Source organism: Luteimonas fraxinea, from assembly GCF_021233355.1.
GTDB lineage: Bacteria > Pseudomonadota > Gammaproteobacteria > Xanthomonadales > Xanthomonadaceae > Luteimonas > Luteimonas fraxinea.
On sequence record NZ_CP089507.1, the window covers coordinates 2,456,648 to 2,482,719 of the forward strand.

26 protein-coding genes and 1 pseudogene are annotated in these 26,072 nt (G+C 64.8%); 17 read left to right on the forward strand and 10 right to left on the reverse strand.

What is annotated here, in order from left to right:
• Positions 1 to 117: 117 nt before the first annotated feature.
• The 3 genes from LU699_RS11010 (at position 118) to LU699_RS11020 (ending at position 2,400) form a co-directional block, all read left to right on the forward strand.
• A complete protein-coding gene (locus LU699_RS11010; protein ID WP_425491229.1) occupies positions 118 to 1,080 on the forward strand; it encodes a L,D-transpeptidase family protein in 963 nt (320 codons plus the stop codon).
• Between the two features lie 3 nt (positions 1,081 to 1,083).
• Entirely contained in the window at positions 1,084 to 1,806 is a 723-nt protein-coding gene (locus LU699_RS11015) for a M23 family metallopeptidase (protein WP_232137472.1), read from the forward strand.
• Between the two features lie 78 nt (positions 1,807 to 1,884).
• Positions 1,885 to 2,400, forward strand: coding sequence for a hypothetical protein (locus tag LU699_RS11020; RefSeq protein WP_232137470.1), 516 nt, complete (start codon positions 1,885 to 1,887; stop codon positions 2,398 to 2,400).
• Here the strand turns inward: LU699_RS11020 and LU699_RS11025 are convergent.
• The gene (locus LU699_RS11025) at positions 2,355 to 3,470 is read right to left on the reverse strand and encodes an IS1595 family transposase (protein ID WP_232137469.1); all 1,116 of its coding nucleotides are present in this window, start codon (positions 3,468 to 3,470) and stop codon (positions 2,355 to 2,357) included. The two genes, LU699_RS11020 and LU699_RS11025, sit on opposite strands and share 46 nt — an antisense overlap.
• A 557-nt stretch (positions 3,471 to 4,027) precedes the next feature.
• Here LU699_RS11025 and LU699_RS11030 point away from each other — a divergent pair.
• The 5 genes and pseudogenes from LU699_RS11030 to LU699_RS11050 all read left to right on the forward strand — a co-directional run.
• Positions 4,028 to 4,327, forward strand: a pseudogene (locus LU699_RS11030) (DUF4928 family protein); the annotation flags it as partial.
• Complete coding sequence (locus LU699_RS11035) at positions 4,324 to 4,758, forward strand: very short patch repair endonuclease (RefSeq protein ID WP_232137468.1); 435 nt, start codon at positions 4,324 to 4,326, stop codon at positions 4,756 to 4,758. The pseudogene LU699_RS11030 and the gene LU699_RS11035, both read left to right, overlap by 4 nt.
• Positions 4,759 to 5,160: 402 nt before the next feature.
• Complete coding sequence (locus LU699_RS11040) at positions 5,161 to 5,700, forward strand: hypothetical protein (protein WP_232580165.1); 540 nt, start codon at positions 5,161 to 5,163, stop codon at positions 5,698 to 5,700.
• Positions 5,701 to 5,765: 65 nt separating this feature from the next.
• Complete coding sequence (locus LU699_RS11045; RefSeq protein ID WP_232580166.1) at positions 5,766 to 9,764, forward strand: RHS repeat-associated core domain-containing protein; 3,999 nt, start codon at positions 5,766 to 5,768, stop codon at positions 9,762 to 9,764.
• Positions 9,745 to 10,185: a DMP19 family protein gene (locus LU699_RS11050; protein ID WP_232137465.1), complete on the forward strand. Its 441-nt coding sequence runs from the start codon at positions 9,745 to 9,747 to the stop codon at positions 10,183 to 10,185. Before LU699_RS11045 ends, LU699_RS11050 begins: the two co-directional genes overlap by 20 nt.
• Before the next feature lie 580 nt (positions 10,186 to 10,765).
• Here the strand turns inward: LU699_RS11050 and LU699_RS11055 are convergent.
• Both LU699_RS11055 and LU699_RS11060 read right to left on the reverse strand, forming a co-directional pair.
• Positions 10,766 to 11,341, reverse strand: a complete 576-nt coding sequence (locus LU699_RS11055; RefSeq protein ID WP_425491135.1) for a fasciclin domain-containing protein — start codon at positions 11,339 to 11,341, stop codon at positions 10,766 to 10,768.
• A gap of 248 nt (positions 11,342 to 11,589) precedes the next feature.
• The gene (locus LU699_RS11060; RefSeq protein WP_232580167.1) at positions 11,590 to 12,120 is read right to left on the reverse strand and encodes an arylesterase; all 531 of its coding nucleotides are present in this window, start codon (positions 12,118 to 12,120) and stop codon (positions 11,590 to 11,592) included.
• Positions 12,121 to 12,352: 232 nt separating this feature from the next.
• On the opposite strand from LU699_RS11060, the gene LU699_RS11065 reads away from it, so the two are divergent.
• Complete coding sequence (locus tag LU699_RS11065) at positions 12,353 to 13,078, forward strand: ABC transporter ATP-binding protein (RefSeq protein ID WP_232137463.1); 726 nt, start codon at positions 12,353 to 12,355, stop codon at positions 13,076 to 13,078.
• Entirely contained in the window at positions 13,075 to 15,603 is a 2,529-nt protein-coding gene (locus LU699_RS11070; RefSeq protein ID WP_232580168.1) for an ABC transporter permease, read from the forward strand. The genes LU699_RS11065 and LU699_RS11070 overlap by 4 nt, the downstream gene beginning before the upstream one ends.
• A 19-nt stretch (positions 15,604 to 15,622) precedes the next feature.
• On the opposite strand, the gene LU699_RS11075 is transcribed toward LU699_RS11070, so the two are convergent.
• Entirely contained in the window at positions 15,623 to 16,255 is a 633-nt protein-coding gene (locus tag LU699_RS11075) for a phosphatase PAP2 family protein (RefSeq protein WP_232137461.1), read from the reverse strand.
• 75 nt (positions 16,256 to 16,330) lie between these two features.
• On the opposite strand from LU699_RS11075, the gene LU699_RS11080 reads away from it, so the two are divergent.
• The 4 genes from LU699_RS11080 to LU699_RS11095 are packed head-to-tail and all read left to right on the forward strand — an operon-like array spanning position 16,331 to position 19,885.
• Complete coding sequence (locus tag LU699_RS11080) at positions 16,331 to 17,185, forward strand: hypothetical protein (RefSeq protein ID WP_232137459.1); 855 nt, start codon at positions 16,331 to 16,333, stop codon at positions 17,183 to 17,185.
• 47 nt (positions 17,186 to 17,232) lie between these two features.
• The gene (locus LU699_RS11085; RefSeq protein ID WP_232137456.1) at positions 17,233 to 17,760 is read left to right on the forward strand and encodes a hypothetical protein; all 528 of its coding nucleotides are present in this window, start codon (positions 17,233 to 17,235) and stop codon (positions 17,758 to 17,760) included.
• Positions 17,761 to 17,795: 35 nt separating this feature from the next.
• Positions 17,796 to 19,100: a YcaO-like family protein gene (locus LU699_RS11090; RefSeq protein WP_232137454.1), complete on the forward strand. Its 1,305-nt coding sequence runs from the start codon at positions 17,796 to 17,798 to the stop codon at positions 19,098 to 19,100.
• A gap of 11 nt (positions 19,101 to 19,111) precedes the next feature.
• The gene (locus tag LU699_RS11095) at positions 19,112 to 19,885 is read left to right on the forward strand and encodes a SagB/ThcOx family dehydrogenase (protein WP_232137453.1); all 774 of its coding nucleotides are present in this window, start codon (positions 19,112 to 19,114) and stop codon (positions 19,883 to 19,885) included.
• 98 nt (positions 19,886 to 19,983) lie between these two features.
• On the opposite strand, the gene LU699_RS11100 is transcribed toward LU699_RS11095, so the two are convergent.
• A complete protein-coding gene (locus LU699_RS11100; protein WP_232137637.1) occupies positions 19,984 to 20,241 on the reverse strand; it encodes a hypothetical protein in 258 nt (85 codons plus the stop codon).
• A gap of 177 nt (positions 20,242 to 20,418) precedes the next feature.
• Here LU699_RS11100 and LU699_RS11105 point away from each other — a divergent pair, with 177 nt between their 5' ends.
• Genes LU699_RS11105 through LU699_RS11115 form a run of 3 tightly spaced genes read left to right on the forward strand, consistent with a single transcriptional unit; the run spans position 20,419 to position 22,872 of the window.
• Positions 20,419 to 21,483, forward strand: a complete 1,065-nt coding sequence (locus LU699_RS11105) for a class I SAM-dependent methyltransferase (RefSeq protein WP_232137451.1) — start codon at positions 20,419 to 20,421, stop codon at positions 21,481 to 21,483.
• On the forward strand, positions 21,480 to 22,187 hold the full coding sequence (locus LU699_RS11110; RefSeq protein ID WP_232137450.1) for a pseudouridine synthase: 708 nt from the start codon (positions 21,480 to 21,482) through the stop codon (positions 22,185 to 22,187). Before LU699_RS11105 ends, LU699_RS11110 begins: the two co-directional genes overlap by 4 nt.
• The gene (locus LU699_RS11115) at positions 22,180 to 22,872 is read left to right on the forward strand and encodes an HAD family hydrolase (protein WP_232137448.1); all 693 of its coding nucleotides are present in this window, start codon (positions 22,180 to 22,182) and stop codon (positions 22,870 to 22,872) included. The genes LU699_RS11110 and LU699_RS11115 overlap by 8 nt, the downstream gene beginning before the upstream one ends.
• Positions 22,873 to 22,876: 4 nt before the next feature.
• Here the strand turns inward: LU699_RS11115 and LU699_RS11120 are convergent, their stop codons facing one another.
• The 5 genes from LU699_RS11120 to LU699_RS11140 form a co-directional block, all read right to left on the reverse strand.
• Positions 22,877 to 23,290 (reverse strand): lysozyme inhibitor LprI family protein, encoded by a 414-nt coding sequence (locus LU699_RS11120; protein WP_232137446.1) that lies wholly within the window; start codon positions 23,288 to 23,290, stop codon positions 22,877 to 22,879.
• 76 nt (positions 23,291 to 23,366) lie between these two features.
• Complete coding sequence (locus LU699_RS11125) at positions 23,367 to 23,663, reverse strand: ArsR/SmtB family transcription factor (RefSeq protein WP_232137444.1); 297 nt, start codon at positions 23,661 to 23,663, stop codon at positions 23,367 to 23,369.
• Positions 23,660 to 24,676: a cation diffusion facilitator family transporter gene (locus tag LU699_RS11130; RefSeq protein WP_232580169.1), complete on the reverse strand. Its 1,017-nt coding sequence runs from the start codon at positions 24,674 to 24,676 to the stop codon at positions 23,660 to 23,662. Before LU699_RS11130 ends, LU699_RS11125 begins: the two co-directional genes overlap by 4 nt.
• A gap of 228 nt (positions 24,677 to 24,904) precedes the next feature.
• Positions 24,905 to 25,453, reverse strand: coding sequence for a DUF1415 domain-containing protein (locus LU699_RS11135; protein WP_232137442.1), 549 nt, complete (start codon positions 25,451 to 25,453; stop codon positions 24,905 to 24,907).
• A 5-nt stretch (positions 25,454 to 25,458) separates the two neighbouring features.
• Positions 25,459 to 25,941, reverse strand: coding sequence for a YajQ family cyclic di-GMP-binding protein (locus LU699_RS11140; protein ID WP_232137441.1), 483 nt, complete (start codon positions 25,939 to 25,941; stop codon positions 25,459 to 25,461).
• Positions 25,942 to 26,072: the final 131 nt, after the last annotated feature.

The window sequence follows — 26,072 nt, forward strand, 5'->3', positions numbered from 1 at the left end:
CGGCTTCACACGGTTGGCGCGCGCGCGCCGGGAGCATGCGGCGTATCGAGCCCAAGGAACGACGCCATGCCCGCCCACTGGATCCGCACTGCCCGCGCGCCTGTCTGCGCATTCGCCATGCTGCTGGTCGCAGCGCCCGTAATCGCGCAGGACGCCCCCGCACGCGACGACACTGTGCAGAGCGCCGATGCATCCGAGGCGCTGACGGCTGAATCGGTCAATGCGGCGGACATGGACGCCGGCGATGCGGCGATGCTGCGCACGCAGGTGCTGCTCGATCGCGTGCATTTCTCCCCCGGCGAGATCGACGCGCGCGGCGGCACCAACACCACGCGCGCGATCGCCGCATTCCAGCGTTTCAGTGGCATCGAGGCGAACGGCACGCTCGATGCGCGCACCTGGGACGCGTTGACCGCTGACGCTGCGCCCGCGCTGCTCGCGCATACATTGACGGCCGAAGATGTCGCCGGTCCGTTCGTCGCGGTGCCCGACGACATGATGGCGCAGTCGAAGCAGGACGCCTTGGGCTTCGAGACCATCGTCGAAGCCCTCGGCGAACGCTTCCATGCGTCGCCCGCGCTGCTGCGCCGGCTCAATCCCGGCAGCGACTTCAAAGCCGGTACGCGCATCGTCGTCCCGAACGTCGCCGAGGCGGCGCCACTGGCCGAGCCCGCGCGCGTGGTGGTGAGCAAGTCTGATTCGGTCGTACGTCTGGTCGATGCCGGCGGCAAGGTCTACGCGCAGTTCCCCGCGTCGACGGGCACCGAGCGCGATCCGCTGCCAATCGGCGAGTGGAAGATCGAAGGTGTCGCGACCGACCCGACCTTCCACTACAACCCGGACCTGTTCTGGGATGCCGATCCCTCGCACGCGAAGGCCGCGCTGCCGGCCGGCCCGAACAATCCGGTTGGCACGGTGTGGATCGATCTGTCCAAGCCGCATTACGGCATCCACGGCACGCCCGAGCCGCAGAACATCGGCAAGACCCAGTCGCACGGCTGCATCCGCATGACCAATTGGAGCGCGCGTCGCGTTGCCGATGTGGTCAAGCCGGGCACCGTCGCGCTGCTCGAGGAGTAAGCCATGAAACGGCCGGGAACCTGGATCGCGTTGATTGCGGTGCTGCTGCTGGCCAATGTCGCGTGGTTCTTCTGGCAGGGCGGGCCGCTGTTCGAGCGGGGCGCGAGCCAGGCGGATGAAGTGGTCGAGGTGCCGTCTTCGCAGACGGTTTCTCGCGGGGCGGCTGCCGGGGTCACATCTCCGCCGGTCACTGTAGCGGTGATCGACACGCCGGCCGCGTCCCCGCCGACAGCACAGCTGGCCGCCACACCTATCGTGGATGCACAGGCGCCTGAAGGTCTGTTGCTGCCGGTACAGGGCATCGCCATCACCGACATCCACGACACCTTCGGCGATGCACGCGGCAGCGAGCGCCAGCACGAAGCGCTGGACATCATGGCGCCGACCGGCACACCGGTTCTCGCGGTGGCCGACGGCACGATCGAGAAGCTGTTCACCAGTGATCGCGGCGGACTGACGATCTACCAGTTCGAGCCCAGCGGGCAATTTTCGTACTACTACGCGCATCTGCAGGCGTACGCGCCCGGCCTGGCGGAGGGTGCGACGGTGAAGCGCGGCGACGTGCTGGGCACCGTCGGCAGCACCGGCAACGCCGATCCTGCCGCGCCGCATCTGCACTTCGCGATCTTCCAGCTGACGCCGGAAAAACAGTGGTGGACCGGGACACCGCTCAACCCGTATCCGCTGCTGCGTGCGTCGGATGGCACCGCCGCGCCGTCCCGCTGACCCGAGACGATCGCGCGACCGCCATGATGGCGCACCTGCCCAAGGAAATCAGGTAGTTGCCGGTGCTACGTTGGAGTCATGGAAACCCGGACCCCATCCTCACTGAAATGGCTTGTCGATAAGCGCGCGCGCCTCGCCGGCCATATCTCCCAGATCACCAAGAAGGCGGCGGCAACGCGCCAGCGCGCCGCAGACTTGGAACGGAGCGCCGAAGCCACCCGCCGGGACCTAGAGGCTTTGGACCGCATTCTTGGTCTGCACGATATCTGCGTGCCGCCTGAGGTTATCAGGCCGGTCAGAATGTCAAACGAGGGTCTGCTGCTGCAGCGTGGCCACATCAGCCGCAACGTGCTGGCCTGTCTAAGAGAGGCCGCAGGGGACTGGCGGTCCACGACCGAAGTCCTGCTGTTCGTCGCGTCCCAAAGCAATGCGGTGGACAACGACGTTCGGTATGCGGAGTTGAGGTTGCGGGTGCGAAAGTGCCTCCAGGCCCACTGTTCCGCCGGACGGGTGGTCCGGCGGAACAGTCCGAGCACTAATATCGAAGGTTACTGGGCGCTCGCACCCGTTCCGGATGACGGGGGGATACCTTGATTCATGAGGATCTCAGTCCCTCGCCGCTTGCCTTGGTAGTACCCGCGCCACCAGCGGGAATGCCCCACGGTGAGCGCCTTCTCCAAGAGCAGTTCCACTTGGGTTCTGATTGAAAACCTTCGCACATCCTCACGCCACGCCATTTCGTTCGCGTAATCGGCCAAGTATGCCGGCCGCACACCGTGTGAAACGCCGTATTCCCAACGCCTGAGCCGGCTGAAAAACGATTCAGCCTGGTTCTCATTGACGCCATCAGCGCTTACGTACTCTCTGCTGTGTCTGACGGCATAGTGGGTATGGGTCGCCGAAACGGTTGCATATGCGGGGCTCTCGTCGGTCATGATGATGGCGTCGGGGCTGACATACCGTGCGATCAGCTTGGCGGCATCCTTGTCGTTCTCCGATCGAGCTACGGCGGCAATACTCCGCACTGCGCCCTCTCCTGGCCGTCCTTGCTGCCGAAAGATCATCACTACGCGCTTGTTCCTCCGCTTCTCCCAGTTCGCCCGGGTCATGCCACTGGCATGCCATGGACGCTTTGGAGGTCGCCCCGCGATACGGTCGACAATTACCTGATGGTTGCGCCGACCGCGACGGTTGGGCTTTCGAGGTTTCCCGCCAAAGTAGCCTCCGTCGATTTCGACGATACCGGTCAGGGGCGTGAAATCCTGGGTCCGAAAGATCGCTTCTCGCAGCTTTCCAAGGGTGACGTGAGCAGCCTTGTTTGAGTAGTCGCCCATGCGGCTTAGCCCCAGCCCCGCGAGCCCCTTGACGCCTGTGACGTAATAGAAGGTGGCCAGGAGAATGCTGCGTAGGGACTTCTTCCTGCTGGAAAAAGCCGTGGCCGAGGTCACCGAAAAGTCGCGGCTACAGTCCCGGCAGCGCCACTGCTGGCGGGCAGGCCGTCGGTAGTGCTCTGCCCAAGCCCCACAGGCGGGGCAGGCTTGGTGGGTGTTGTTGCCCCAGCGCAGGCGGGCGAACATCGCATGGATCTCATCATCTGACATCGCGTAGATCGAATGGATGGAGAAGTCGCGGTATGCCGCGCTCCGAAGGTAGTGCTGAGTCATAGGATTGGTCCGGAAGTGCCGGCCGGGGGGGCGAACGCTGCCCTCCGCGGCTGCGGCGATAGGAATGTCCGGGCAAGCCCCTCCCGTGCACGCCCTTCGGGCGTGTTGACAAGGGGTTTGGGAGGGGGCACTATGGCTGCGCAGGGTCTCAAGCTGCGAGCCACAAGAAGCCTAGATCCCCGGCCAGGGGTCTAGGCTTCGTGCTTTCTGCCCAGGTGGAAACGCAGGTCACTCGGGCGACTAATCGATAGGCTCTGTCCTTAACGAGTTGAGGAGCGGGAGCGCGGCCTGGCTGGCGTAACACCGACATACCGCCGGCATCACTTCAACGACCGCATTGGCAGAGTCCGGAATGTACGGTCCGCCTCTACACCCCGAGTGTCTCAACACGCAAAGGGAAATGGAAGCTAAGTTATTGATTGTACGTGCAATTTATGTGCGTCGTCAGTGCAGCCCTTCGGGAGGCGCTTCCACCTCTGTGAGGTCCCGGACTTCAACATCTCGGTTGCTGAAGATTGTTTCGAGGGTTGCGGGAGTGATTTGGACATTTCACGACAGCACCAGGCGAGGCGCTGATCCGCAAGTGCCAAGGAAATCTGTCGACGGGGCTGCGTCCTTTGATTGTCACTACTGAGGACGGTGTAGGCGGGGCCAAGGCCTTGTCAAAGCAGGCTGGTGTTGACGAGCGCCTCGACGTAATCGAGATCGAGCAGTTCATCGCCACCAATGTCTACGAGTGGAGCGTCTTCGAACGAGATGCCCGACCTACAGCGGTCCAGGACATCATTGAGCGATACAATCGGATTGTCACCGCTGTGGAGAGCGATCCGAGCTTGAGGATCGAGTTTGAGGGATGACGGGCGATGAGCTTCGTTCGCGCACCATGCGGGCGGTGCGATCGAAAGACACGCAGCCAGAGCTGATAGTTCGACGGCTTGCCCACGCGCTGGGATTTCGTTTCCGCCTGCACCGGAAGGACCTGCCGGGCTCACCTGATCTGGTCTTTCCCGCCCGCAAGAAAGTGATCTTCGTGAATGGCTGTTTCTGGCACGGGCATGACTGTGCCAGAGGTAATCGCCAACCGAAAACCAACGCTGACTATTGGTTCGCAAAGATTGCGCGGAACAAGGTTCGCGATGCGCGGGCGCTCGAGCAGTTGCGCAACACTGGATGGAACACTCTCGTGCTGTGGGAATGTGAACTGAAAGATCTAGGCTCGCTGAAACGAATTCTAGAAAACTTTCTCACTAGGGCTTGGGACCAACAGACCCCTGAACTCCAGAGGTAGTTTTCGCTGGCTGATGCTGGAACCTTCTCAAGCGACCCATCGGCCGCGACCATGACAAGCTGACCGTCGTGGCGTATCCAACCGACGCAGGTAGCTCCCCTCGCTTCCTCATGATGTGCACTGCTAAGTCCGTCGGGACCTCCATAGCAGCGTCCAGATCTCCCCATCGATCATTGTCTTGGCTCATAGGCCCTCCTCTGAGAACACAGCATCCTCTCGGGAGGGCGTCTGCAGCATCATCGCACCCGCTTGTAGAGCCGATCGCGGAACATCAGCAGGAAAATCCTACAAGGCTGCTGGGGATTTCCCGATTCCTATCGGGTATCCACTCTCTCAGCCTGACCTGAGGCACGCGCTGCGCTCCGCCCGATGCGTCTACTGCTGAGAAGGACACTAGAACCTATGAACGCAACTGGTCGCCGCAGAATTCGCAATTCGATCGCCAATTTTATCGCAGGCTTAGCTGCGATCGCCTCTCCAACGCTGTCCGCCCAAGAGAGCGACCAGGTATTCACCGTCTATGACTACGAGAATAGGCTCATAGGAGAATACAAAACCCAAGCAGAAGCGGAATCTGCAATTCGGGAAATTCCCGGGCCGTTCGAATTTTTCTCGGATATATTTTCTTATGCCCGTGAAATTAAGGAGACAATTCACACAGAGGATGGAAAAGTTCGAATCGTGTACTGGCTCGGCCTAGATCAGCCCACCGATCTAGAGTGGCGATACCCGATGGCTGATCAATATTTTGATAACGAAGCTGACGCGCTTCAAGAGCAAATAGCGATCACAAACTCCAATTTCCGCATTGCGCAGTACCAACTGCCGTTTTCACTGGTGGATGGGAAGCGACCTGGGACAACGGTGATATTGGCGGAGAGCGCCAAGTACGGCCGTACAGCCTTACTTATTTTTGGGGAGACGATTGCGGCGCAGAAGTAATTCACACAGAACTGGACCGCTTGCGGAAGAACGAATGCCCTTCACCGCCTCTCTACACGTTTTGGATGAATTCTTACGGCGCATGCGTGAATGAATGGGCAGTTGCTAGCATAGTAACAACAGTCAGCGAATGTCCTACACAAGGGGCATCTTCAGGTCTTGTAGGAAATCCATGCGACGTAAAGACGGGTGAAAAAGTTCAGAACGAAGAAGACTTTGAGCTGGATTGGGTAGACCTATCCCGCACCTACCGCTCAGGCGTGGCGTATTCGACCGGTGGTTTTGGAGCAGGTTGGCTGCATACGCACGGAATGCGATTGGCGATTGAATCTGCCCAGATTGGTCTGATCGAGAGCACTGGGTATACGGCGCAGTTCCAAAAGGCTGGTGATGATTTTATCTCTACCAACGGCAGCGGGGAGCGAATTGTTAAGAACGGGCTCCATTGGATTCTCGGTCGCGGAGATGGAACTTACAGCTTCGATGAGACTGGACGCCTGAATTCTCGCGTTCAGGCTGACGGCAGCGCACTTCTTTACTCTTACGACGAGTATAAGAGGCTGGAAAGGATCTCGTCACTGCAAGGGCGCTCGATCCAATTTAATTATCTGGGAAATTCAGCTGATGCTCTGATTGTAGGCATCTCAACTAACGGAGTTCAGCTGGCAGAATACAGTTACAATGATGGCATACTTGAATCGGTAATCTTTCCGGATGGTACATCCCGGGTCTACCATTATGAAGATCCCCGTTTTAAGAGACATTTAACCGGCATCACCGCTGAGAATGGCCTGCGTTATGGCATGTACGCTTACGATTCCGAAGGACGCGTAACATCGAGTCAACATGCCGGGGGTGTAGCGGGTGTCTCCCTCACTTACTCACAAACGGGCACCGCGGTTATCGATTCGCTAGGCGAGTTGACGACGTACGTCATGACTGATGCGGGTGGTGGCACCCCGAAGGTCTCCTCGGTCACTGACAGCGCGGGATCGATTAATTACCAATACTATGACCGTTCTACAGACTTCCGGCGTCGGCTTAGAAGTGTTACTGACCGAAAAGGAACTGAGTCAGTTCACACCTATGGGGAAATAGTTGACGCCGCAACTGCTCGCCCAGCGAGCGTCCATGCCGTAACAGAAGCATTCGGTCTGCCCGAGCAGCGGATCATTGAGGAGCACACTGACCTTGCCAGCAATCGCTTACTAGTTAGTTCTTTGGGCGATCGTGAGCAGCGTTATACGTACAACACCCGCTTCCAGCCCATCTCAATTACGACGACGGACCGAGGCTCGAATGAATCCCGCACGACGGCCTATGCCTATTGTGAGGCCGCAGATGTTTCGACGCCGGGGAGCTCCTGCCCGATCGAAGGCTTGCTCAGAACAATCGATGGGCCGCGGACTGACATATCAGACATCACTTCCTTTATGTACTACTCGAGTGATGCCCCGGCCTGCTCCACAACGCCTTCTGCTTGCTCTTACCGAAGGGGTGATCTGTGGCGTGTAACGAACGCGCTTGGCCAGGCCAGAGAAGTACTAACCTACGACGAGGCAGGTCGGCAACTCTCGGTCAAAGATATCAACGGCGTGATTACCAATTTTGAGTACCACCCTCGCGGCTGGCTCACCGCAAGCCATGTGCAGGGCGCCGGTAACGATGACCGGAGCACCCAGATCGCCTACTGGCCCACAGGCATGGTTCAGCGCGTCACCCATCCAAACGGTGCTTACACCGAGTACGACTACGATGCCGCGCACCGCCTGACCGCCATCCGAGACAACGCCGGCAACACCATCGCCTACACGCTGGATAATGCCGGTAACCGTGTGGCTGAAGATATCAATGATAGCAGTGGCACTCTACGAAGGACGCTTTCGCGTGTTTTCAACCAGTTGGGGCAACTCGTCACGCAGGCTGATTCCGGAGACAACCCGACCGACGTCACGTACGACCCCAACGGAAATTCGCTAACGATCACCGACCCGCTAGGACGGCAGACGGCCAACACCTACGACGGTTTGAACCGCCTAAAGTCTGCACTGCAGGACGTCGGTGGAATCGACGCGGCTACGGATTTTGAGTACGACGCATTCGATAATCTGACCAAAGTAACAGACCCAAAAGGACTAGAAACAAGGTACACCTTCAACGCGTTCGGGAATCTACGGTCTCTTGAGAGCCCAGACACTGGCACCACGACTTATTTGTATGACAGTTCAGGCAATCGGATCGGGCAGCTAGACGCGCGAGGACAAGCCAGCAGTTACACCTACGACGCACTCAATCGCCTGACGCGCGTTGCCTACACGGGCGCACCTGAACTCGACATCGTCTATGTCTATGACGCCGTGCAGCCTGACTGTGCTGCCGGGGAAGGCCATTCAGTTGGCCGTATGACGGCGGTGATCGACGTCACCGGCGGCACCCAGTACTGTTACGACCGCTTCGGCAATGTCGTGCGCAAGGTGCAGGTCACCAACGGCCAAACTTTCGTAGTGCGCTATGCGTATGACAAGGCAAACCGGCTCCGTCAGCTTACCTACCCCGACGGGACGGTAGCAGATTATGTGCGCGACGAGCAGGGCCGCATAACGGAGGTGGCGGCGACGTCCCCGGGAGGGGTGCGCGAGATACTACTTACCGACGCAAGTTATTATCCGTTCGGCCCTTCGGCGGGCTGGACATATGGCAACGGTCGTACGCTTTCCAGAAGCCATGACCTCGATTATCGAGCAGCGTCGATCCAGGACACTGCCGCAGGAGGTATGGATCTTGGATTTAGCTACGATGCGGTTGGTCAGTTGTCACATCTCCGGTCGGCCGCGCTCACGGACCCGCCACGCGTCCAGTTTGATTATGATCCCTTGGGCCGACTGACTGCTTTCCGCGACGGGGAAACCCAAACCCTGATAGAGCAATATGCCTACGACGCTACTGGCAATCGGACCACGTTCGCAAGCTCCAGCGGCATTCAGGCGTACGCATATGCTGCCGACAGCCATCTTTTGGCGTCTGTTGCCGGGGTGCCGCGCACGTACGATGTCGCCGGCAGCACTGTTACAGATGGTATGGGGAGAACCTTCACCTACAACGCAGCCAATCGGCTAGTCAGCGTCGCGCAGAACGGGAGCCAGCGGCGCCAGTACAGCTATAACGGCAGGGGCGAACGGGTCCGCAGCTATCTTGGCTTGGAAGACATCACAAGTGTTTATGATGAAGCTGGCCACTGGCTAGGTGATTACGACATTGCAGCAACGCCGCTGCAGCAAGCCATATGGCTAGATGATGCCCCAGTGGGGTTGTTGGTCGGCGGCGCCGCCGCCAGTGGTCGCCTTCACTATGTGCAACCAGACCATTTGGGGACTCCGCGAGTGGTGATCGAACCGGCCCGTAATGTTCCGGTTTGGCGCTGGGATCTCGCGAGTGAGGCTTTTGGCAACAGCCCTCCCCATCAAGACCCGGACGGTGACGGCGGCGTCTTCGTGCTTGATAAGCGTTTTCCAGGGCAGCGGCATGATGCTGCCTCTGGACTCAACTACAACTATTTTCGTGACTACGATCCGATGGTTGGTAGATACTCGCAAAGCGATCCAACTGGGTTGGCAGGAGGAATCAGCACGTACTCTTATGTTGGTGCCGATCCGATCTCGTTCTTCGACCCCTTTGGACTTCAAGGGCATCACTACGTTCCTCGCCAGATCTATAATCGTTACAACTTCCCGCCTGAAGCGAGACGTGTTTTTCAGAGGTCGACTACCGGCAAGGTGACGCACTATTACGACCGGGGCCATCGCTCTTACAATCAAGCCGTAGGAACTTATGTCGATGATTTCATTAGGCGAAATAACATTGATCCTTCGAAGATGACAGCACAGCAGGCGCAACAATGTGTGGACGAGGTTAAGGCGTCCCAGCAGCCAGATATTAAGAATTACTTGGAACACTTGCGAGGCGGTGGAGGGCTTTTTCGAGTACCGATGATTTGCCTGTTCTGCAGTATTCTGCTTCCCATGCCAGAGGACGGACCCGATTACGATGGCCCCCCAATTGTCTGATTTCGATTTTGTTGAAAAAATCTATCTGAGCGGTGTTGCAGCGCGAGCCGACAGGGGCGTGCACTGCCTGCCTTGGCCTGAGCAAGCAGTTGTAATTGCTTGGTGGGCAAAAGGAGCAATAGACAATGGTGGATTTTCCTACCTCTACGAATCTCCAGTGCGTATCGATGATATTGAACGCGCCTTCCGGGAGGTTGGAGCAGCTATTGCAGCTGATGCTTGCGTGAGATCAAAGCAATTTTTCCCTCGTGGCGAAGTTCCAGAAAGCCTCTCAGCGAGAGAGGCTTTGATCAAGAGTTTGAGCAACGACAATGGCGAAGATCCTTGGCACGACTGCGACCGAGCTGTCTGGGCCCTTGAGGATTTTGATTCTTCTGTTGCGAACTATGTGCGCTCGCATCCAGAGAATTTTCAGCTCTGAGGTGTACAGCTAGAAACGGGCGACCAGCCGTTCGAGAAATGCGCTCTAACAAGGATGTAGATATCTCCTGCACACCATCTGTACGAGCTGGTGCAGCCAGTTGGATAGCCGGTAGACCATCCCTTGGCGAGTTGGCAAGTGGTCCTAAGTCGATGGGGACATCAAGACATCCCACCCGTAACGCTCGGAGCTAAACCGCAGAGCGCCGACACGTTCGCTCGGCATCCTAGGTGCTGACGCAAAGTTCGTTCGGCTTCGAGCTGTCCGTATGCGAGATCCTGACGTGTCCGCAGTACGTGCTCGGCTGCGGTGAGGTGGGCGTAGCTGCCGGTCAAGCCGAGTAAGCAGATCGAACCGACGATGGTGATGTTCAGCCTCTTCTTAAATTCTCCTGACGCGGTCCACCGGCTGGAAAGCGGGGATACGCCTCCGCCGCTCTGCATCGGCTCATTGGATCGTGCAGATGCTTTCCGGGGCAGCTGCGCCATCATGGCGCGCGCGACAAAAAAAGGCGGCCCTCGGGCCGCCTTCTTCGTGTCTGCAAAACGGGTCGACCGTTTCGCAATCGGTGCCTGCGCCGTTACGGCATCAGCACCGTGTCGATCACGTGGATCACGCCATTGCTCTGACGCACGTCGGCCGTGGTCACACGGGCCACGTCGCCCTTGGCGTCGGTCAGCGTGACGGTCTGGCCATCCAGCCTCGCGGTCAGCTCGGCGCCCTCCACGGTCTTGAGCTTGGCGGTACCGCCACCGGCCTGGATCTGCTGCACCAGTGCGGCGGCGTCGATGTTGCCCGGCACCACGTGATAGGTCAGCACCTTGGTCAGGTCGGACTTCATTTCCGGCTTCAGCAGGCCGTCGACGGCACCGGCCGGAAGCTTTTCGAACGCAGCGTTGGTCGGCGCGAACACGGTGAACGGACCCGGGCCCTTCAGCGTGTCGGCGAGACCGGCGGCCTGGACCGCGGCGACGAGCGTGGTGTGGTCCTTCGAGGTCGCGGCATTGGTGACGATGTCGCGGTCGGCGAACATCGGCGCACCGCCGACCATCGGGTTGTCGGTCTGCGCGGTGGCGTCGGCTTCGGCGGACATCGCCGGATCCGTGGCCGTGGCGACCGGCGGTGCTGTAACCGGGGCTTCGGCCGGCGGCGGCATCGTGGCAGCGGTGGAATCGGTGGCGGCGTCCTTCTGGCATGCAGTGAGGGCGGCGATCGAGGCGAGCAGCATCGTGGCGAGCAGAGTGCGCTTCATGGTGTTTTCTCAGAAATCGTCCGGAGACGGTGAGGTGACCCGCCGCACATTGCGACGGATTCACCCCTCTCTACGCGACTGGAAGGCCCGCTGGATGCATCACGCGATCCTTACATTTGCGGCGCTGCGGATGACGTCCGGGACGCGCCTGTTCAGTCCAGTAGCGGCTGCAGCGCGGGCCACACATGATCGAGCAGCTGCCCCTGCACTGCGGCGGTCGGGTGCAGGTTGTCGTCCTGGAAATTCCCGCGATCGCTGGCGATCGGTTCGAGCAGGAACGGCAGCAACGCGGTGTCGAAGGTCTTCGCCAGCAGGCGGTAGTTGTCCTCGAAGCCGCGCGTGTAATCGGCGCCGAGGTTCGGCGGCATGCGCATGCCGACCAAGAGCACCTTGGCGCCCACGTGCTGGGACGCACCGATCATCCGCGCGAGGTTGCGACGCGCGTCCGCCAGCGGCAGGCCGCGCAGGCCGTCGTTGGCACCGAGCGCGATGATCACGATGTCGGGCTGCTCGCGGACCACTGTTTCGGAAATCCGCGACGCTCCGCCGGCACTGGTCTCGCCGGAGATGCTCGCGTTGACCACGCGCCAGCCGGGCGCATCGCGCTGCAGGCGCTGCTGCAGCTGCGACACCCAGCCTTCGCCAGCGGACATGCCGTAGCCCGCGGAGAGTGAATCACCCATGACCAGAATGGTCTTTGCCGCGCCACCGGGCTGCGCTGCAGGTGCCGCCGACTGCGCATGTGCTAGAACTGGCAGGGCCAGCAGGCACGCCAACATCCAGCGCATCCACCGCGCTTGCATCCGGCGGCGCGCGGCCGCAGTTCCCTCAATCATTCCCACATCTCCGGTCGGTCCGGCGACGCCGCTGCTTGGCGACGTGCGCGGCGCTGGTTCGAAACATCGAAGGATATCTATGCACGACGGCACCCCCACGCAAGATGAAACCGAACGCGCCGGTCATGCACTCGACGTCACGGAACTGGGCAAGCGGGTCGCACTGCCGTCGGGCGAGCTGACCATCCTGCAGGACGTCGCGTTCCGCATCGGCCACGGCGACACGGTGGCGATCGTCGGCGCGTCGGGTTCGGGCAAGAGCACGCTGCTGTCGTTGCTTGCCGGTCTGGATACGCCGAGTACCGGCACCGTCGTGCTAGACGGCGCGCCGATCTCGACGCTCGACGAGGACGGCCGCGCGAAGGTGCGCGGCGAGAAGGTCGGCTTCGTGTTCCAGAGCTTCCAGCTGCTGCCGTCACTGACTGCGCTGGAGAACGTGATGCTGCCGCTCGAGTTGCGCGGCGATCGCGAAGTGGAAGGTCCGGCGCGCGACGTGCTCGCGCGCGTGGGCTTGGCCGAGCGCCTCGGCCATTACCCGCGTCAGCTCTCCGGCGGCGAGCAGCAGCGCGTGGCACTGGCGCGCGCGTTCGTGACCCGGCCGTCGCTGCTGTTCGCCGACGAACCCACCGGCAACCTCGACACCGCGACCGGCCAGTCGATCATCGAACTGCTGTTCGCGCTCAACGCCGACGCCGGCACCACGCTGGTGCTGGTCACCCACGACGACCATCTGGCGCAGCGCTGCAAGCGCCGCCTGCGCATCGACAGCGGTCGTCTGGTCGCCGACGAGGCGATGACCGCATGAGGACCGCCGCGCTCGCGTGGCGCCAGCTGCGCCGCGATTTCAAGTCCGGCGACATCCGCATCCTGTTCGCCGCATTGGTACTCGCGGTCGTCGCGGTGACTGCAGTGGGCTTCGTCACCGATCGCGCCGAACGCGCGCTGGCGATCGAAGCCAACCGTCTGCTCGGCGGCGATGCGGTTGTGCGCGGCGACGCGCCGATCGAAGGTGCGATCCGCGAGGCGTCCAATGCCGCGGGTCTCGAAGCCGTCGACACGATCGAACTCGACAGCATGATCCGCGTCGGCGCGGGCGACACCGCGAATCTGCAACTGGGCGACGTGCGCGCGCTCGGTGATGGTTTCCCGCTGCGCGGCAGTTTCCGCATCGCCGGCGCCGACGGCGTCGAACGCGACGCCGAGGCTGTGCCCGAACCCGGCACCGCGTGGATGAGCCGCGCCGGCGCCGACACGCTGGGCGCGTCGGTCGGCGACACCGTGTTCCTCGGCGACCGCAGTTTCCGCCTGACCGCGCTGGTGCTGCAGGAGCCGGATGCGTCGATCGATTACTTCAACGTCGCGCCGAAGGTCTTCCTGCACCTGTCCGATCTCGAGGCGACGGGCCTGATCCAGCCGGGCAGTCGCATCCGCTATCGCCTGGTGATCGCTGGTGACGCGAACGCCGTCGATGGCTTCGCCACGGTCGCGCGCGCGAACATCGGCCGCGGCCAGCGAGTGGAAACCATCGGCGACGCGCGGCCGGAAGTGCGCTCCTCGCTCGATCGCGCCGGCCGCTTCCTCGGCCTTGCTGCGCTGGTGTCGGTGATCCTCGCCGCGGTCGCCGTGGCGATGGCCGCGCGCCAGCATTCGGCGCGGCATCTGACCTCCGTCGCGGTGATGCGCTGCATGGGCGCGCAGCAGCGCACGCTGGTCGGCATCCATGTCGGCGAACTGCTGCTGCTTGGCGTGATCGCCTGCACGCTGGGCGTCGTCATCGCCTTCGGTCTGCAGTGGGGCATCGGCCGCTGGCTGGAATCGTTGCTGGGCCTGTCGATTCCGTCGGCGGGGCTGATGCCGGCGTTGCAGGGTTACGGCGTCGGCCTCGTCGTGCTGATGGCGTTCGGCGCGCCGCCGGTGCTCGCACTGCGCCGCGTGCCGGCGCTGCGCGTGCTGCGGCGTGATCTGGGTGGTTTCGAGCCGAGCGCATGGCTGGTCGGCGGCGCCGGGTTCGTCGGTCTCGCCGCGCTGCTGTGGTGGAAGGCCGGCTCGGCGACGCTCGGTGGCGCGATGCTCGCGGGTATCGCGGCGACGTTCGCCGTGCTCGCACTGCTGGCCTGGGGTCTGATTTTGCTGGTGCGCGCGCTGCGCACGCGGCTGCGCGGTAGCCTGCGTTACGGCCTGGCCAACGTGAGCCGGCGCGCGGGCACCAGCGTCGCGCAGGTCACCGCGCTCGGCCTCGGCCTGATGGCGCTGCTGCTGCTGACCTTCGTGCGCACCGATCTGCTCGACCGCTGGCAGCTCGCGATCGGCCAGGACGCGCCGAACCGCTTCATCATCAATGTGCAGCCGGACCAGCTCGATCCGGTGCGCGCCTTCATCGCCGATCAGGGCGTCGATGCGCCGGCGCTGTTCCCGATGATCCGCGCGCGTCTGGTCGAACGGAACGGCGAACCTGTGCGCGGTGAGGACTACGCCGGCCGCAGCGGCGACGAAGCGCAGGACCGCCAGGCGCAGCGTCGTGCAGAACGCGAATTCAACCTGTCGATGCAGAGCGATCTGCGCGACGACAACCGGGTCACTGCAGGCACGTTCTGGGGTGACACCGCGCCGGCGACGCCGGAGATCTCGGTCGAGGAAGGTTTCGCGAAGGATCTCGGCTGGCAGCTCGGCGACCGCATCGTCTTCGACATCGCCGGCCAGCGTTTCGAAGCGCCGATCACCAGCTTCCGCAGCATCGAATGGGAGAGCTTCCGGCCGAACTTCTTCGTCGTCGCCTCCCCCGGCGCGCTGGATGCGTATCCCGCCAGCCACATCACCGCGGTCCGCGTGCCGCCGGATACGCCGCGCTTCACCGCCGATCTGGTGCAGCAGTTCCCGAACCTGTCGGTGGTCGACATCGACGCGGTGCTGACCCAGGTGCGCAGCACCGCCGACCAGGTGTCGACGGTGGTGCAGGTGGTGTTCTGGTTCTCGCTCGCCGCCGGCGTGCTGGTGCTGCTGGCGGCGGTGAGCGCCAGCCAGGACGAGCGCCTGCTCGAAGGCGGCGTGATGCGCGTGCTCGGCGGCAAGCGGGCGCAGCTGCGACTGGCGCAGGCATCGGAGTTCGCGGCGATCGGCCTGCTCGCGGGACTGGTGGCATCGATTGCGGCCTCGGTACTGGCCGGCGTGATCGCGGTGCAGGTGTTCGACCTGCCGTGGACGCCGAACTGGGCGCTGGCCGCGGTTGGCGGTGGCATCGGCGTGCTGATGACCTTGCTGGCCGGCCTGTGGGCGACGCGCAAGGTGCTGGATGCACCGCCTTCAGTGACGCTGCGCGCGCTGCAGGACTGATCGACGACGCGCCGCGCGCTCAGCGTGCGGCGCGCATCGGCACGATCCACAGCGCCAGCGCGCCGAGCAGGGTGCCGGCGACGGCATCGGCGATGTCGTGCTGCCAGGTCGTCAATGTCGACAGCAGGATCAGGGCGCACCACGCGTGCCAGAGCATTCGCGCTGCACGGTGTGGGCGGAGCGCGACGCTACCCGCGCGCCACACCAGCACGAGGACCGCCGCATGCAGCGACGGCGCCATGTTCACCGGCTGCTCGAATGCACGCAGCTGCTCGAACAGCGCGCCGCTGACGCCGGATACGTCGGGCGCGTCGCGCACCGCGGCCGTCGGCCAGAGCCGGAAGACGAGGAAGCAGATGGTCTGCACCAGCGCGATGCGCGCCGCGTGCACGCGCAGGGCGCGCACGTGTTCGAACGCGAAGAACGCGCAGGGGTAGAGCAGGTTGAGACTGAGGTAGGGCCAGATCGTCCAGCCCAGGAACGGCACGCGCGCATCCCAAGAGCCATGCAGCGAATGCGGCGCGGGCTGCGCGGCCGCCCACTGGTTGGTCAGCGAATAGCCGACCACGAAATACGTGCCGAGACCGCAGGCCCACATCAGGGCTTCGCGCCAGGGATGGAGGTCGTGGGCGGCGTCGGGCGTCGGGGGCACGGCGCCACGCTAGCAGATCGGCACGCGCGCCAGCCGCTATCCTCGCGGCCTCGACACGACGCAGCCGGAGGCAAGGTGCAGCACGACATCGCCCGGTGGCACGGCTGGATCAACAACCCGGCGTGGACGCTGTTCGCGCAGTCACAGGACGACGCCACGCTGCTGCTGGTCTCCGGCGGCGCGGATGCGCTGTACGTCGTCGACGAGGCGCAGGGCGTGGACGCGATCGACCGCATCGTCGCGGCGTGGCAGGCCGATGCGCTTGCGCCACTGGTCGACGATGCTGCCTGCGGCGCCGCGGTGCGTCAGCTCGTGCGGCTCGGTGTGCTGGTGCCGCCGAGTGCGCTCGCATCGCCTGCGCGCATCGCGCTCGCGTGGCTCGGCACGCCGATGCCTGCACTGGAGGCGGCGTTCGATGCGATGTCCGATACAAGCGGGGCGACGCGTGTCGATGCGGACGCTGCATCTGTGCAACTGGTGGTGCGCACGGATGCGTTGTGGTCGGATGCACTCGCGACGTACCGCGATGCGATGCCGGCGGTGCCGCATCTGTTCGTCGATGTCGCCTACCATCGCACGCTCGGTGTCGGTCCCTACGTCGTACCCGGCGACACCGCCTGCGTGTACTGCCTCGGCAACCGCGTGATCCGGCGCTGGGGTGATCCGCCGATGCCGCACCGCCCGTCGGTCGCCAAGGACGTGGCGCGGGTCGCAGCCCTGATCGCGCCGGTGCTGCGTGACGCGACGAGCCTGCTGCCGTTTCTCGAACACGCGGTGAGCCTCGACCTGTCCACGCTCGCCAGCACCCGCGAACGCGTCGTGCGGCTGCCTTGGTGTCCAGCGTGTCGCCCTGGCATGCGCGCGCCGTCGCCGCTGGTGCTGCCGTGGATCGATGCATCCCCCGGTGCCGGCACCGCATCGCCCCGCTAGTATCTGCACACCCCATCCGCTGGATGCGGTCCGATATGGAGTGCGCGATGTACCGACTGCCGTCCCAGTTCGATCCCACCGCGCGTCACGATGGTCTGTCGGCCGCCGGTGGCGGCTCGACGACGACGACCTGCAGTTCCTGCATCGTCACGCTGGGCGTGGGTTCTTTCGTCACCGCGCAACTGTTCGTCGCCAACACGCCGCGGATCGATCCCGAACTGCCCAGTGCTGCGGACGCCGCGGTGATCCGCGATACGCCGGAGACATCGGCGACCACGACGCCGCCGAGCGACGCGGTGGTACACCCCGCGCCCTCGCGTCGCAAGCTGATGCTGGTGGGACTGTTCTCGATGGTGATCGCGAGTCTCGCAGGCCTGATGTCGGGGACGATGACCACCGTCTTCCTGCTCTCTCCAATCGTCGGTCTCGCGGTCTTCATCGCCCTGTACTGCTGGGCCTACGAGCGCACCGGACGCAGCCCGGCACGCGGCGCGTTGATCGCGGTCGCGGTGCTGGTCTGCGCCGCGATCGGTGCGGCCATCGAGATGTGGATGTGGCTGGCCGCCATCGGATGACGGCGGCCGGGCACCGGTCGACGCGGATCGGCTGAGTGCGGACGCTGTCCGATCATCTGCTGCACAGCGTGGCCGGCGCGCGCTGCGGCGTGGTCCTGCCCGCGCATGCGTTGCAGGCGGAACCCTGCGACGACATCGGCCCGTTGTTCGACGGTCTGCGCGTGCACAACGCGGCGACGCCCGCCGATCCGGCCAATCCATGGCAGACGGCATCCGGCGCCGTGGCGCTCGATGCGGGTGGCGCGGCCAGCGGTGCGATCGCCGAAGCGCTGGAGCGCATCGCCGCGGCGCAGGCCACGTTCGAGGTGCGGCCTCGCCGTGAGATTCCCGCTGACGCGCGGCTCGACGATGCGAAGTTCGCACTGTTCTCCGATGCGCAGCGCGCCAAGCCGGAATTCCCGTGGCCGATGCCGCAGACCGATGACGATCTGCTCGCCGAAGTGCATGCGCTCCGCGACAACCGCGCCGTGTGGGTGCCGCAGGAACTGGTCGGCCTCGGTCCGCGCCAGGGTGAGGCGCGCATGCCGTCGACATCGAGCGGACTGGCCGCATGGCGTGACACACAAGGCGGACCGTGGCTTGCCGTGTTGCGCGCGGCGCAGGAACTGCTGGAGCGCGACGCGCTCGCGGTGACGTGGTCGAACGGACTCGGCGGTCGCACCGTGGAATTGCCTGCGGAGTGGCGGACCTTCGTGGCCGCGCGTGGCGGCACGCTGAGCGCGTTCGAACTCACCCAGCACTGGAATCCGCATCCGGTGGTCGCGGTCGCAGGCAGTCTGCCGTTCGAAGGCCGACCGCGTTACGTGATGGGTATCGCCTGCCGCGCGCATCGTGGCGAAGCGCTGCACAAGGCGCTGCTGGAATGGGTGCAGGCACTGACATTCGCGGCCTGGCTGGTCGGCAGGCAAGGCGACACCCTGCCGCGTACGCCGATGGCACTGCGCCGATTCGACGAACACGCCGCGTTCTACACGCTGCGCCCCGAGCTGTGGGCGCAGACGCCGCTGCACGCGCATGCGGCGCCGAGCGGCCTGCGGATCGATGCAAGGGATGTGCATGCACGCAGCACGCCTGCGGGCGACGCGGCCGCGCAACTGCAGACATTGAACGCGGCGTTGGGGCATGCCGGCATCGCGTTGTTCTATCGCGAGCTGACCACGCGTGATGTCGCGGCTGCCGGCCTGCGCGTCATGCGCGTGCTGTCGCCGCAGCTCACCGGCCTGCATGCGGACGAGCGCGCGCCGTTCCTCGGCGGTCGATGCCGTGATGTCGCCTGGCGGTATCCCGGCGCGGCGTCGCATGGCGCCTGGCCCAATCCACTGCCGCACCCCCTCGGCTGACCGGAGTTCTGATGTCGTCTTCCGATCCCGATTCCACGTTCGACGCAGCGCCTTTGTTCCATCTGTTCTGGGACAACAGCACGCTCAATCCGTCGCGTGCACAGGTAATGCACGAACGGATCGCGCACGACGCCGCGCGCCCGTACCAGCCGCCGCGGCCTCTGCACGCCGCCGCCGGCGTCGCCTTGCCGGCGCCCTGCGCCGAGCGCAACACCGCGTGGCTGCAACGCCGCAGTGCGCGCGCCTTCGGGTCGGCGCCCTGGACGCTCGACGCAGTCGCGCATCTGCTCGCGCCACTGCGCACGCGCGAAGCGGCTGGGCTGTGCGATGCCGCTACGCAGACGCGACTGCTGCCGTCGGGCGGCGGCAAGTATCCGGTGCAGGCTTATGTCGCCCTGTGCCGCGTCGACGGGCCGCCGGACCTGCAGAACAGCCTCGCCTGGTACGACCCGGCGCGCCACGCGCTCACCCCGGTCGCGCCGTGTCCCGACTGGCCCACGCTCGCGAAGACGCTGGGCGTGGACTGGGCGGTCGCGCCGGCCTTCGTCGTATTGCTGGTGGCGGAAGGCGCCGGCACGCTGGCGAAATACGGCGAACGCGGCGGTCGCTTCCTGCTGATCGAGGCAGGCGTGCATCTGGGCACGCTCGGTTATCAGGCTGCCGAAGCCGGCTGGGCCGGATCGGCGATCGCATCCTTCGACGATGACGCGGTGCTCGCGCTGCTGGGCCTGTCGGCGCCGCGACATCTTGCGATGCTGGCGTACGCCTGTGGGCCGGCAGCCTGACGCGCAGCGCCGTACGTGCGGCATCGGCGGACAGACCGCCACGCTCTCGCTGCACTGGCCGATCGGCACGACACGCTGCCGCGCCATCCGGCTGACACTCAGCCGACGATGGTCTCGGTCGCCTCGAACCGCCGCGCGTACTCGCGCTCCTCACTGACGCGCTGCACGTCCTCGTGGGCGATGTCGGGTCCGCCATAGACCGCGTAGACGATCTCGTCGTCGCGACGGCCCACTGCGTGCAGGTGGTAGCGCGACTGGCCGCTACCGGAATCCGGTGGGTAGCGGGCTGGCGGCTCGGCGCCGTCGAGGTCGAGTTCGCTGTTGTCGATGGTGCCGCCGACGAACAGGGCATGGATGGGCATCGTGGTCTCCTCGGGTGTACGGAACGCGGTGAGGTCATCGTGCGGGCACGGATGTTTGCGCCGGATCAACCCCGCGTTCGGATGGCGTGGAGCGGGCGGTCGTGATCGGCTGTTCTACGGGCGCGGTGGCACGACCGGTAGAATCGACGCCCGACCCGCATCCGCCTCTTCATGTCCGATCCCGCCCTCGACGCCCTGTTCCTGCCGCTCGAACACCGCCAGATCATCTGGCCCGAGGAGGGCGCGCTGTTCCTGCGCGCTCGTCCGGGCGTGCCGACGACCGGTGGCCGCTGGCCGGATATGGTCTGCGAGCAGAGCCTCAAGCCGCTGCATGTGGCCCTGCAGCGCGCCGGCCTCGAGGTGTTGCCCGGCGACGACGGTGATGTCGCATTGCCGCGCAAGCCGCTCGTGCTGGTGCTGCCGCCGCGTCAGCGCGACGAGTCGCGCGCCGTGCTGGCACGTGCGCTGCAGGCGGTGACGCCGGGCGGCTGGGTGCTGGCCAGCGTGTCCAACGACGAAGGTGCGAAGTCCGCGCAGGACGATCTGGCCCAGCTCGCCGGCAACATCGGCGCGCTGTCGAAGCACAAATGCCGCGTGTTCTGGGCGCAGGCCGGCGACACCGTCGACACCGCGCTGGTCGAGACCTGGGCCACGCTGGACCGTCCACGCGCCGTGCTCGGCGGACGTTTCCAGAGCCGCCCGGGCGTGTTCGCCTGGGACCGCATCGATCCCGCGTCCGCGCTGCTGGCCTCGCATCTGCCGAGCACGCTGGCCGGTCGCGGCGCCGATCTGGGCGCCGGCTACGGCTATCTGTCCGCCGAACTGCTGCAGCGTTGCAAGGGCATCACAGCGTTGGACGTCTTCGAAGCCGAAGGTCGCGCGCTGACACTGGCGCGACGGAATCTCGCCGCACTCGGCGCGGGCGCAACGTTGGCCTACCACTGGCACGACGTCACCACCGGCGTGCCGCAGGGCTATGACTTCATCGTCAGCAATCCGCCGTTCCATGCGCACGGCCGCGAAGGCCGACCCGACATCGGACGCGCGTTCATCGGCGCCGCTGCGGTCTCGTTGAAACCAGGCGGCGCGTTGTGGCTGGTCGCCAACCGCCATCTTCCGTACGAGGAAGTGCTCGATGCGCGTTTCAGCGAGGTCAACGAGGTCGCATCCAGTGGCGCGTTCAAGGTGATCCACGCGGTGCGCGCCCGCGCGACGCCAGCGAGGCGCCGCGCATGAAGCTGGTCAAACTGCTCGCCAATCTGGGCTACGGCAGCCGCAAGCAGGTCGCGTGGATGTTCCGCGAAGGCCGGGTCACCGATGCGGCCGGCGACGTGCTGTATGCCGACGACCAGGTTGGCCATGCCGACGTGCGCGTCGACGGCGAACCGCTCGATCCGCCGCTCGGCCTGACGCTGCTGCTGCACAAGCCGCCCGGCTACACCTGTTCGACCAAGGACACCGGACGCCTGGTCTATGACCTGTTGCCGCCGCGTTTCCGGCTGCGGTCGCCGGTGCTGTCGTCGGTCGGTCGACTCGACCGCGAGACCAGCGGCCTGCTGTTGTTCACCGACGATGGCCAGTTGCTGCACCGGATCATCTCGCCCAAGGCCGCGTTGCCCAAGGTCTACGAGGCCACGCTCGCCGAGCCGTTGCGCGGCAACGAGGCCGCGCTGTTCGCCAGCGGCGCGATGCTGCTGGAGGCGGACAACACGCCACTCAAACCCGCGGTGCTCGACGTGCTGTCGCCGACGCAGGCGCGACTGACCATCACCGAGGGCCGTTATCACCAGGTGCGGCGCATGTTCGCCGCGGTCGGCAACCACGTCGTTGCGCTGCATCGCAGCCACGTCGGCGGACTCGCGCTCGATGATCTGCCGGAAGGCGAATGGCGTGCGCTCGATGCTGCCGACATCGAACGGCTGATGACCGCCCATGGCTGAGATCGCGCCGCTGCCGTTCCGGCCCGCGGCAGTGATCTTCGACATGGACGGGCTGATGCTCGACAGCGAGCGCGCGATTCTCGAATCGCTGCGCGCCGCGGCACTCGACCATCGCGCGGACATCGATCCGGACTGGTGGCTGTGTCTGATCGGCCATACCGAAGCTGTGTGCCGTGCGCGCCTCGGCGCGCACATCGGCGACGTGGCGGCCGATGCGTTGCTCGCGGACGGGCATGCGCGCTATGTGGCGGTCGCCGAGAGCGGCGTGCCGCATCGCCCGGGCATCGTCGCATTGCTGGATCTGCTCGCCGCGCACGACATGCCGCGCGCGGTCGCGACGTCGACACGCGCGCCACTGGCGCAGCGCAAGCTCGAAGCGGCTGGTCTGCTCGGCTATTTCGACGTGGTCTGCACCAGCAGCGATGTCGCGCATCCCAAGCCGGCGCCGGATGTCTATCTACTCGCCGCCGAACGTCTCGGCGTATCGCCCGCGCAGTGCCTGGTGCTGGAGGATTCACCGACCGGCGTGCGCGCTGCGCTCGCCGCCGGTATGGCCGTGGTGCAGGTGCCGGATCTGCTGGCGCCGGACGACGACGTGCGTGCGCTCGGGCATCGCATCGTCGGATCGCTCGAGGCCGCGCAGGCGCTGCTTGCGCCTTGGCTGTTGGCGACGCAGCCGGACTGATCGACTACGGCACTCGGGTCTGATCCCGCAACCGCGCCAGCTCGCTCGCGCGCTCGGTGGTCATCTGACGCCTGCAATCGACCGACATCACCGTCGCCAGGGTGCCACCGTCGGGATCCGCCAGAAACGCGCAGTTCGCGTCGCGGTACTGCACCCACAATCGTTGCGCCGTGCGCAGTCGTGCCTGCTGTCGCGTCGTGATGGCGGCCAAGGTTCGCCGGTACTCGCTGTTGAGGCGCGCATCCTGCAGTGACGTCTCGGCGTCGATGCAGTTGATCATATCGACGGTCACACCCTCTGCCGCGCCCATGCAGCGCGTGAAACCAGCGGACGCGTCGTCGGCGACCGCGGATGCCGCATGCGTCATGGCGAAGGCCAGCAGCACGAACGGGAACACGGTGCGGAACGGGTTCGACATGCGGATGCTCGGCGGCGGCGGATTGCGCAGTGTGAGCACGACTCATGCGGACGACGTGAACGCACGCGACATCCGGTCAGGCGTGCTCGCCGGTGTGGTCGAGCATGTCGCGCAGCATGTCCTGCACGTGGGCGTCGTCGGCCTCGTACAGCACCTGGCGCGCCTGACGTTCGCCACGCACCAGCCGCGCGCCGCGCAGCAGTCGCAGGTGATGGCTGACCAGCGGCTGTGAGGCGCCCGTGCGGCGCGCGATTTCGCCGACGGCGACCGGGCCGTCGAGACAGGTCAGCAACACGCGCAGCCGCGTGGGATCACCGAGCAGCTTGAAGGTCTCGGCGAGGATTGCCAGACGCGCATCATCGAGCGTGGTCATCGCACAGCACCGGAGCCATGCGGCGTGTCGTGCGGGTGATCGTGCGTGTCGTGGTGATCGTGATCGTCGTGATGCGCGTCGCCGCTGCGCTGCTGCTCCAGCGCGCACTGCGCCTGTGGCATGTGCACGACTTCGACGGTGGCGTGGCCGATCGCGAACCGCTCGGCGAGCGCGCGCTTGACCGCGGGCACCACCTGCGCCGGTTGTGCGTCTTCGGACAGTGTGAGTTCCAGCGTCGCCAGCACCTTGCCGGAGGTGATCGACCACACATGCACGTGGTCGATGGCGGCGACGCCCGGCACGGTGTCGCGCACGTGGTCCTGCAGCACGGCGATGTCGATGTCCGGCGGCACGGCTTCCATCAGGATGTCGAACGCACTGCGCAGCAACGCCCAGGCGCTGCGCAGGATCAGCAGACACACCAGCACCGACAGGATCGGATCGATCGGCATCCAGCCGGTGAAATGGATCACCAGCGCCGCGATGATCGCCGCGACCGAGCCGAGCAGATCGCCGAGCACGTGCACCGTCGCGCCCTTGATGTTGACGTGCGACTGGTCGCCGCGATGCAGGATCCAGAACACCAGACAGTTCACCAGCAGGCCGACCACCGCGACCGCGAGCATCGGCCCGGCCAGCACCTCGCCCGGACTGCGCAGCCGCTGGATCGCTTCCCACACGATCCAGATCACCAGCGCGAACAGCGTGACCGCGTTGACCAGACCGGCGAGCACCTCGAAGCGCATGTAGCCGAACGTCCGCCGGGCATCGGATGCGCGACGTCCGATGCGGAAACCCACCCAGGCCAGCAGCAGCGCCGCCGCGTCGGTCAGCATATGCCCGGCATCGGCGATCAGTGCCAGCGACCCCGACAGCACACCCCCGACGACCTCGACCAGCATGAAGCCCGCGGTCAGCGCGAAGCCGGTCAGCACCACGCGTTCGTTGGCGGCGGAGACCGACGGCGCGTGGCTGTGGCCGTGTTCGTGGGTGTGATCGTGGTCGTGCGACATGGGAGAGCGGGGCAGGCGAATCCGGCCGCCATTATATAAATATATTTTTATGCGTTGATAGCGGGCGCTGTCTGGGATGGTTTGCGGGCGCGGGAGACGGGTCAGGAATTCCCTGCAGCGTCTCGGCCAGCGCCCGCTCCGACGGCTGCGCAGCCTCGACCCGACCGCCGCGTTGATTCACATCGCTGCGGCAGCCAGTTAGCGACGCATATGCGCGCTGCACAAATCTCAGTTCGCTTCGGTGAACAGCCGCGCCCAGCCGGCATGTCCCAGCGTTTCTAGCGTGGCGAGATTGCGGTCGATGATGCTGTCCGGTTCCGGGTACGCATCCACCGCGCGTGCCACGCTGTCTTCGCGCAGCAGGTGCAGCGTCGGGTACGGCGCGCGGTTGGTGTAGTTGCCGATGTCGTCGGGCGCGGTTCCGGCGAACTGGTACTCGGGATGGAAGCTCGCGACCTGCAGCACGCCATCGAGTTGCAGCACCTCGACCAGTCCATCGGCCTCGTCGAGAAAGTCGTTGTACTCGAGGAAATCGCCGAGGATCTGCGGATGCACGATCAGCGTCGTGTCGATCTCGCCGGCCGGTGTGTCGCGCAGACGCAGCAGTTCCTCGCCGAGCTCTTCGAGCAGGGCTTCGGGCGTGGTCGCGTCGCTCAGCACGAAACGCACCTGGTCCTTGACCACGACCGCCTTCGCGAACGGGCACAGGTTCAGCCCGATCACCGCGCGCTCCAGCCACAGGCGGGTGTCGGCGATCGGGTCCGCGCTCGGCAACATGCGGATCAGTCGCGGAAGTTGTCGAACTGCAGCGGCAGCTCGAAATCGGCGCCGCGCAGCAGGGCCATTGCGGCCTGCAGATCGTCGCGCTTCTTGCCGTTCACGCGCAGCTTGTCGCCGTTGATCTGGCTGTCGACCTTGAGCTTGGCCTCCTTGAGCGTGTTCTGGATCTTCTTCGCCAGTTCGCGCTCGATGCCCTGCTTGACGGTGACCGTCTGCCGCGCGCCCGCGAGGTTGGTCTCGATGTCGCCGAACTCCAGGCACTTCACGTCGATCTTCCGCGCGGCCAGGCGCTGACGCAGGATCTCGGTCATCTGCTGGACCTGGAAGTCGCTCGGCGCCGACTGCTTGATGGTCGATTCGTCGAGTTCGTAGGACGCCTCGACGCCCTTGAAGTCGAAGCGCGTAGTCAGCTCGCGGTTCGCTTGGTCGACGGCATTGGTCAGCTCGTGGGTGTCGACTTCGGACACGATATCGAAGGAAGGCATGGGGCACCTGCAGGTGGGACGAAGGCGCGCAGATTACCGCACCGGCGGTATGGGCTGTTCCGCCGATGCCACGCCAACATCGCGCAAGGGGCCGCAAAATAACGGGTCCCCCGACTGCCCATGACGAGGCA

Excerpts from the sequence above, each read along its gene's own strand:
- LU699_RS11050 (WP_232137465.1), top strand. The coding sequence starts at position 9,745 with ATGGCCCCCCAATTGTCTGATTTCGATTTTGTTGAAAAAATCTATCTG.
- LU699_RS11010 (WP_425491229.1), top strand. The coding sequence starts at position 118 with ATGCTGCTGGTCGCAGCGCCCGTAATCGCGCAGGACGCCCCCGCACGC.
- LU699_RS11125 (WP_232137444.1), bottom strand. The coding sequence starts at position 23,663 with ATGACCACGCTCGATGATGCGCGTCTGGCAATCCTCGCCGAGACCTTC.
- LU699_RS11115 (WP_232137448.1), top strand. The coding sequence starts at position 22,180 with ATGGCTGAGATCGCGCCGCTGCCGTTCCGGCCCGCGGCAGTGATCTTC.
- LU699_RS11070 (WP_232580168.1), top strand. The coding sequence starts at position 13,075 with ATGAGGACCGCCGCGCTCGCGTGGCGCCAGCTGCGCCGCGATTTCAAG.
- LU699_RS11035 (WP_232137468.1), top strand. The coding sequence starts at position 4,324 with ATGACGGGCGATGAGCTTCGTTCGCGCACCATGCGGGCGGTGCGATCG.
- LU699_RS11015 (WP_232137472.1), top strand. The coding sequence starts at position 1,084 with ATGAAACGGCCGGGAACCTGGATCGCGTTGATTGCGGTGCTGCTGCTG.
- LU699_RS11085 (WP_232137456.1), top strand. The coding sequence starts at position 17,233 with ATGTACCGACTGCCGTCCCAGTTCGATCCCACCGCGCGTCACGATGGT.
- LU699_RS11110 (WP_232137450.1), top strand. The coding sequence starts at position 21,480 with ATGAAGCTGGTCAAACTGCTCGCCAATCTGGGCTACGGCAGCCGCAAG.
- LU699_RS11095 (WP_232137453.1), top strand. The coding sequence starts at position 19,112 with ATGTCGTCTTCCGATCCCGATTCCACGTTCGACGCAGCGCCTTTGTTC.
- LU699_RS11135 (WP_232137442.1), bottom strand. The coding sequence starts at position 25,453 with ATGTTGCCGAGCGCGGACCCGATCGCCGACACCCGCCTGTGGCTGGAG.
- LU699_RS11140 (WP_232137441.1), bottom strand. The coding sequence starts at position 25,941 with ATGCCTTCCTTCGATATCGTGTCCGAAGTCGACACCCACGAGCTGACC.
- LU699_RS11120 (WP_232137446.1), bottom strand. The coding sequence starts at position 23,290 with ATGTCGAACCCGTTCCGCACCGTGTTCCCGTTCGTGCTGCTGGCCTTC.
- LU699_RS11040 (WP_232580165.1), top strand. The coding sequence starts at position 5,161 with ATGAACGCAACTGGTCGCCGCAGAATTCGCAATTCGATCGCCAATTTT.
- LU699_RS11045 (WP_232580166.1), top strand. The coding sequence starts at position 5,766 with ATGAATTCTTACGGCGCATGCGTGAATGAATGGGCAGTTGCTAGCATA.
- LU699_RS11020 (WP_232137470.1), top strand. The coding sequence starts at position 1,885 with ATGGAAACCCGGACCCCATCCTCACTGAAATGGCTTGTCGATAAGCGC.
- LU699_RS11025 (WP_232137469.1), bottom strand. The coding sequence starts at position 3,470 with ATGACTCAGCACTACCTTCGGAGCGCGGCATACCGCGACTTCTCCATC.
- LU699_RS11105 (WP_232137451.1), top strand. The coding sequence starts at position 20,419 with ATGTCCGATCCCGCCCTCGACGCCCTGTTCCTGCCGCTCGAACACCGC.
- LU699_RS11065 (WP_232137463.1), top strand. The coding sequence starts at position 12,353 with ATGCACGACGGCACCCCCACGCAAGATGAAACCGAACGCGCCGGTCAT.
- LU699_RS11060 (WP_232580167.1), bottom strand. The coding sequence starts at position 12,120 with ATGGGTGATTCACTCTCCGCGGGCTACGGCATGTCCGCTGGCGAAGGC.
- LU699_RS11055 (WP_425491135.1), bottom strand. The coding sequence starts at position 11,341 with ATGCCGCCGCCGGCCGAAGCCCCGGTTACAGCACCGCCGGTCGCCACG.
- LU699_RS11130 (WP_232580169.1), bottom strand. The coding sequence starts at position 24,676 with ATGTCGCACGACCACGATCACACCCACGAACACGGCCACAGCCACGCG.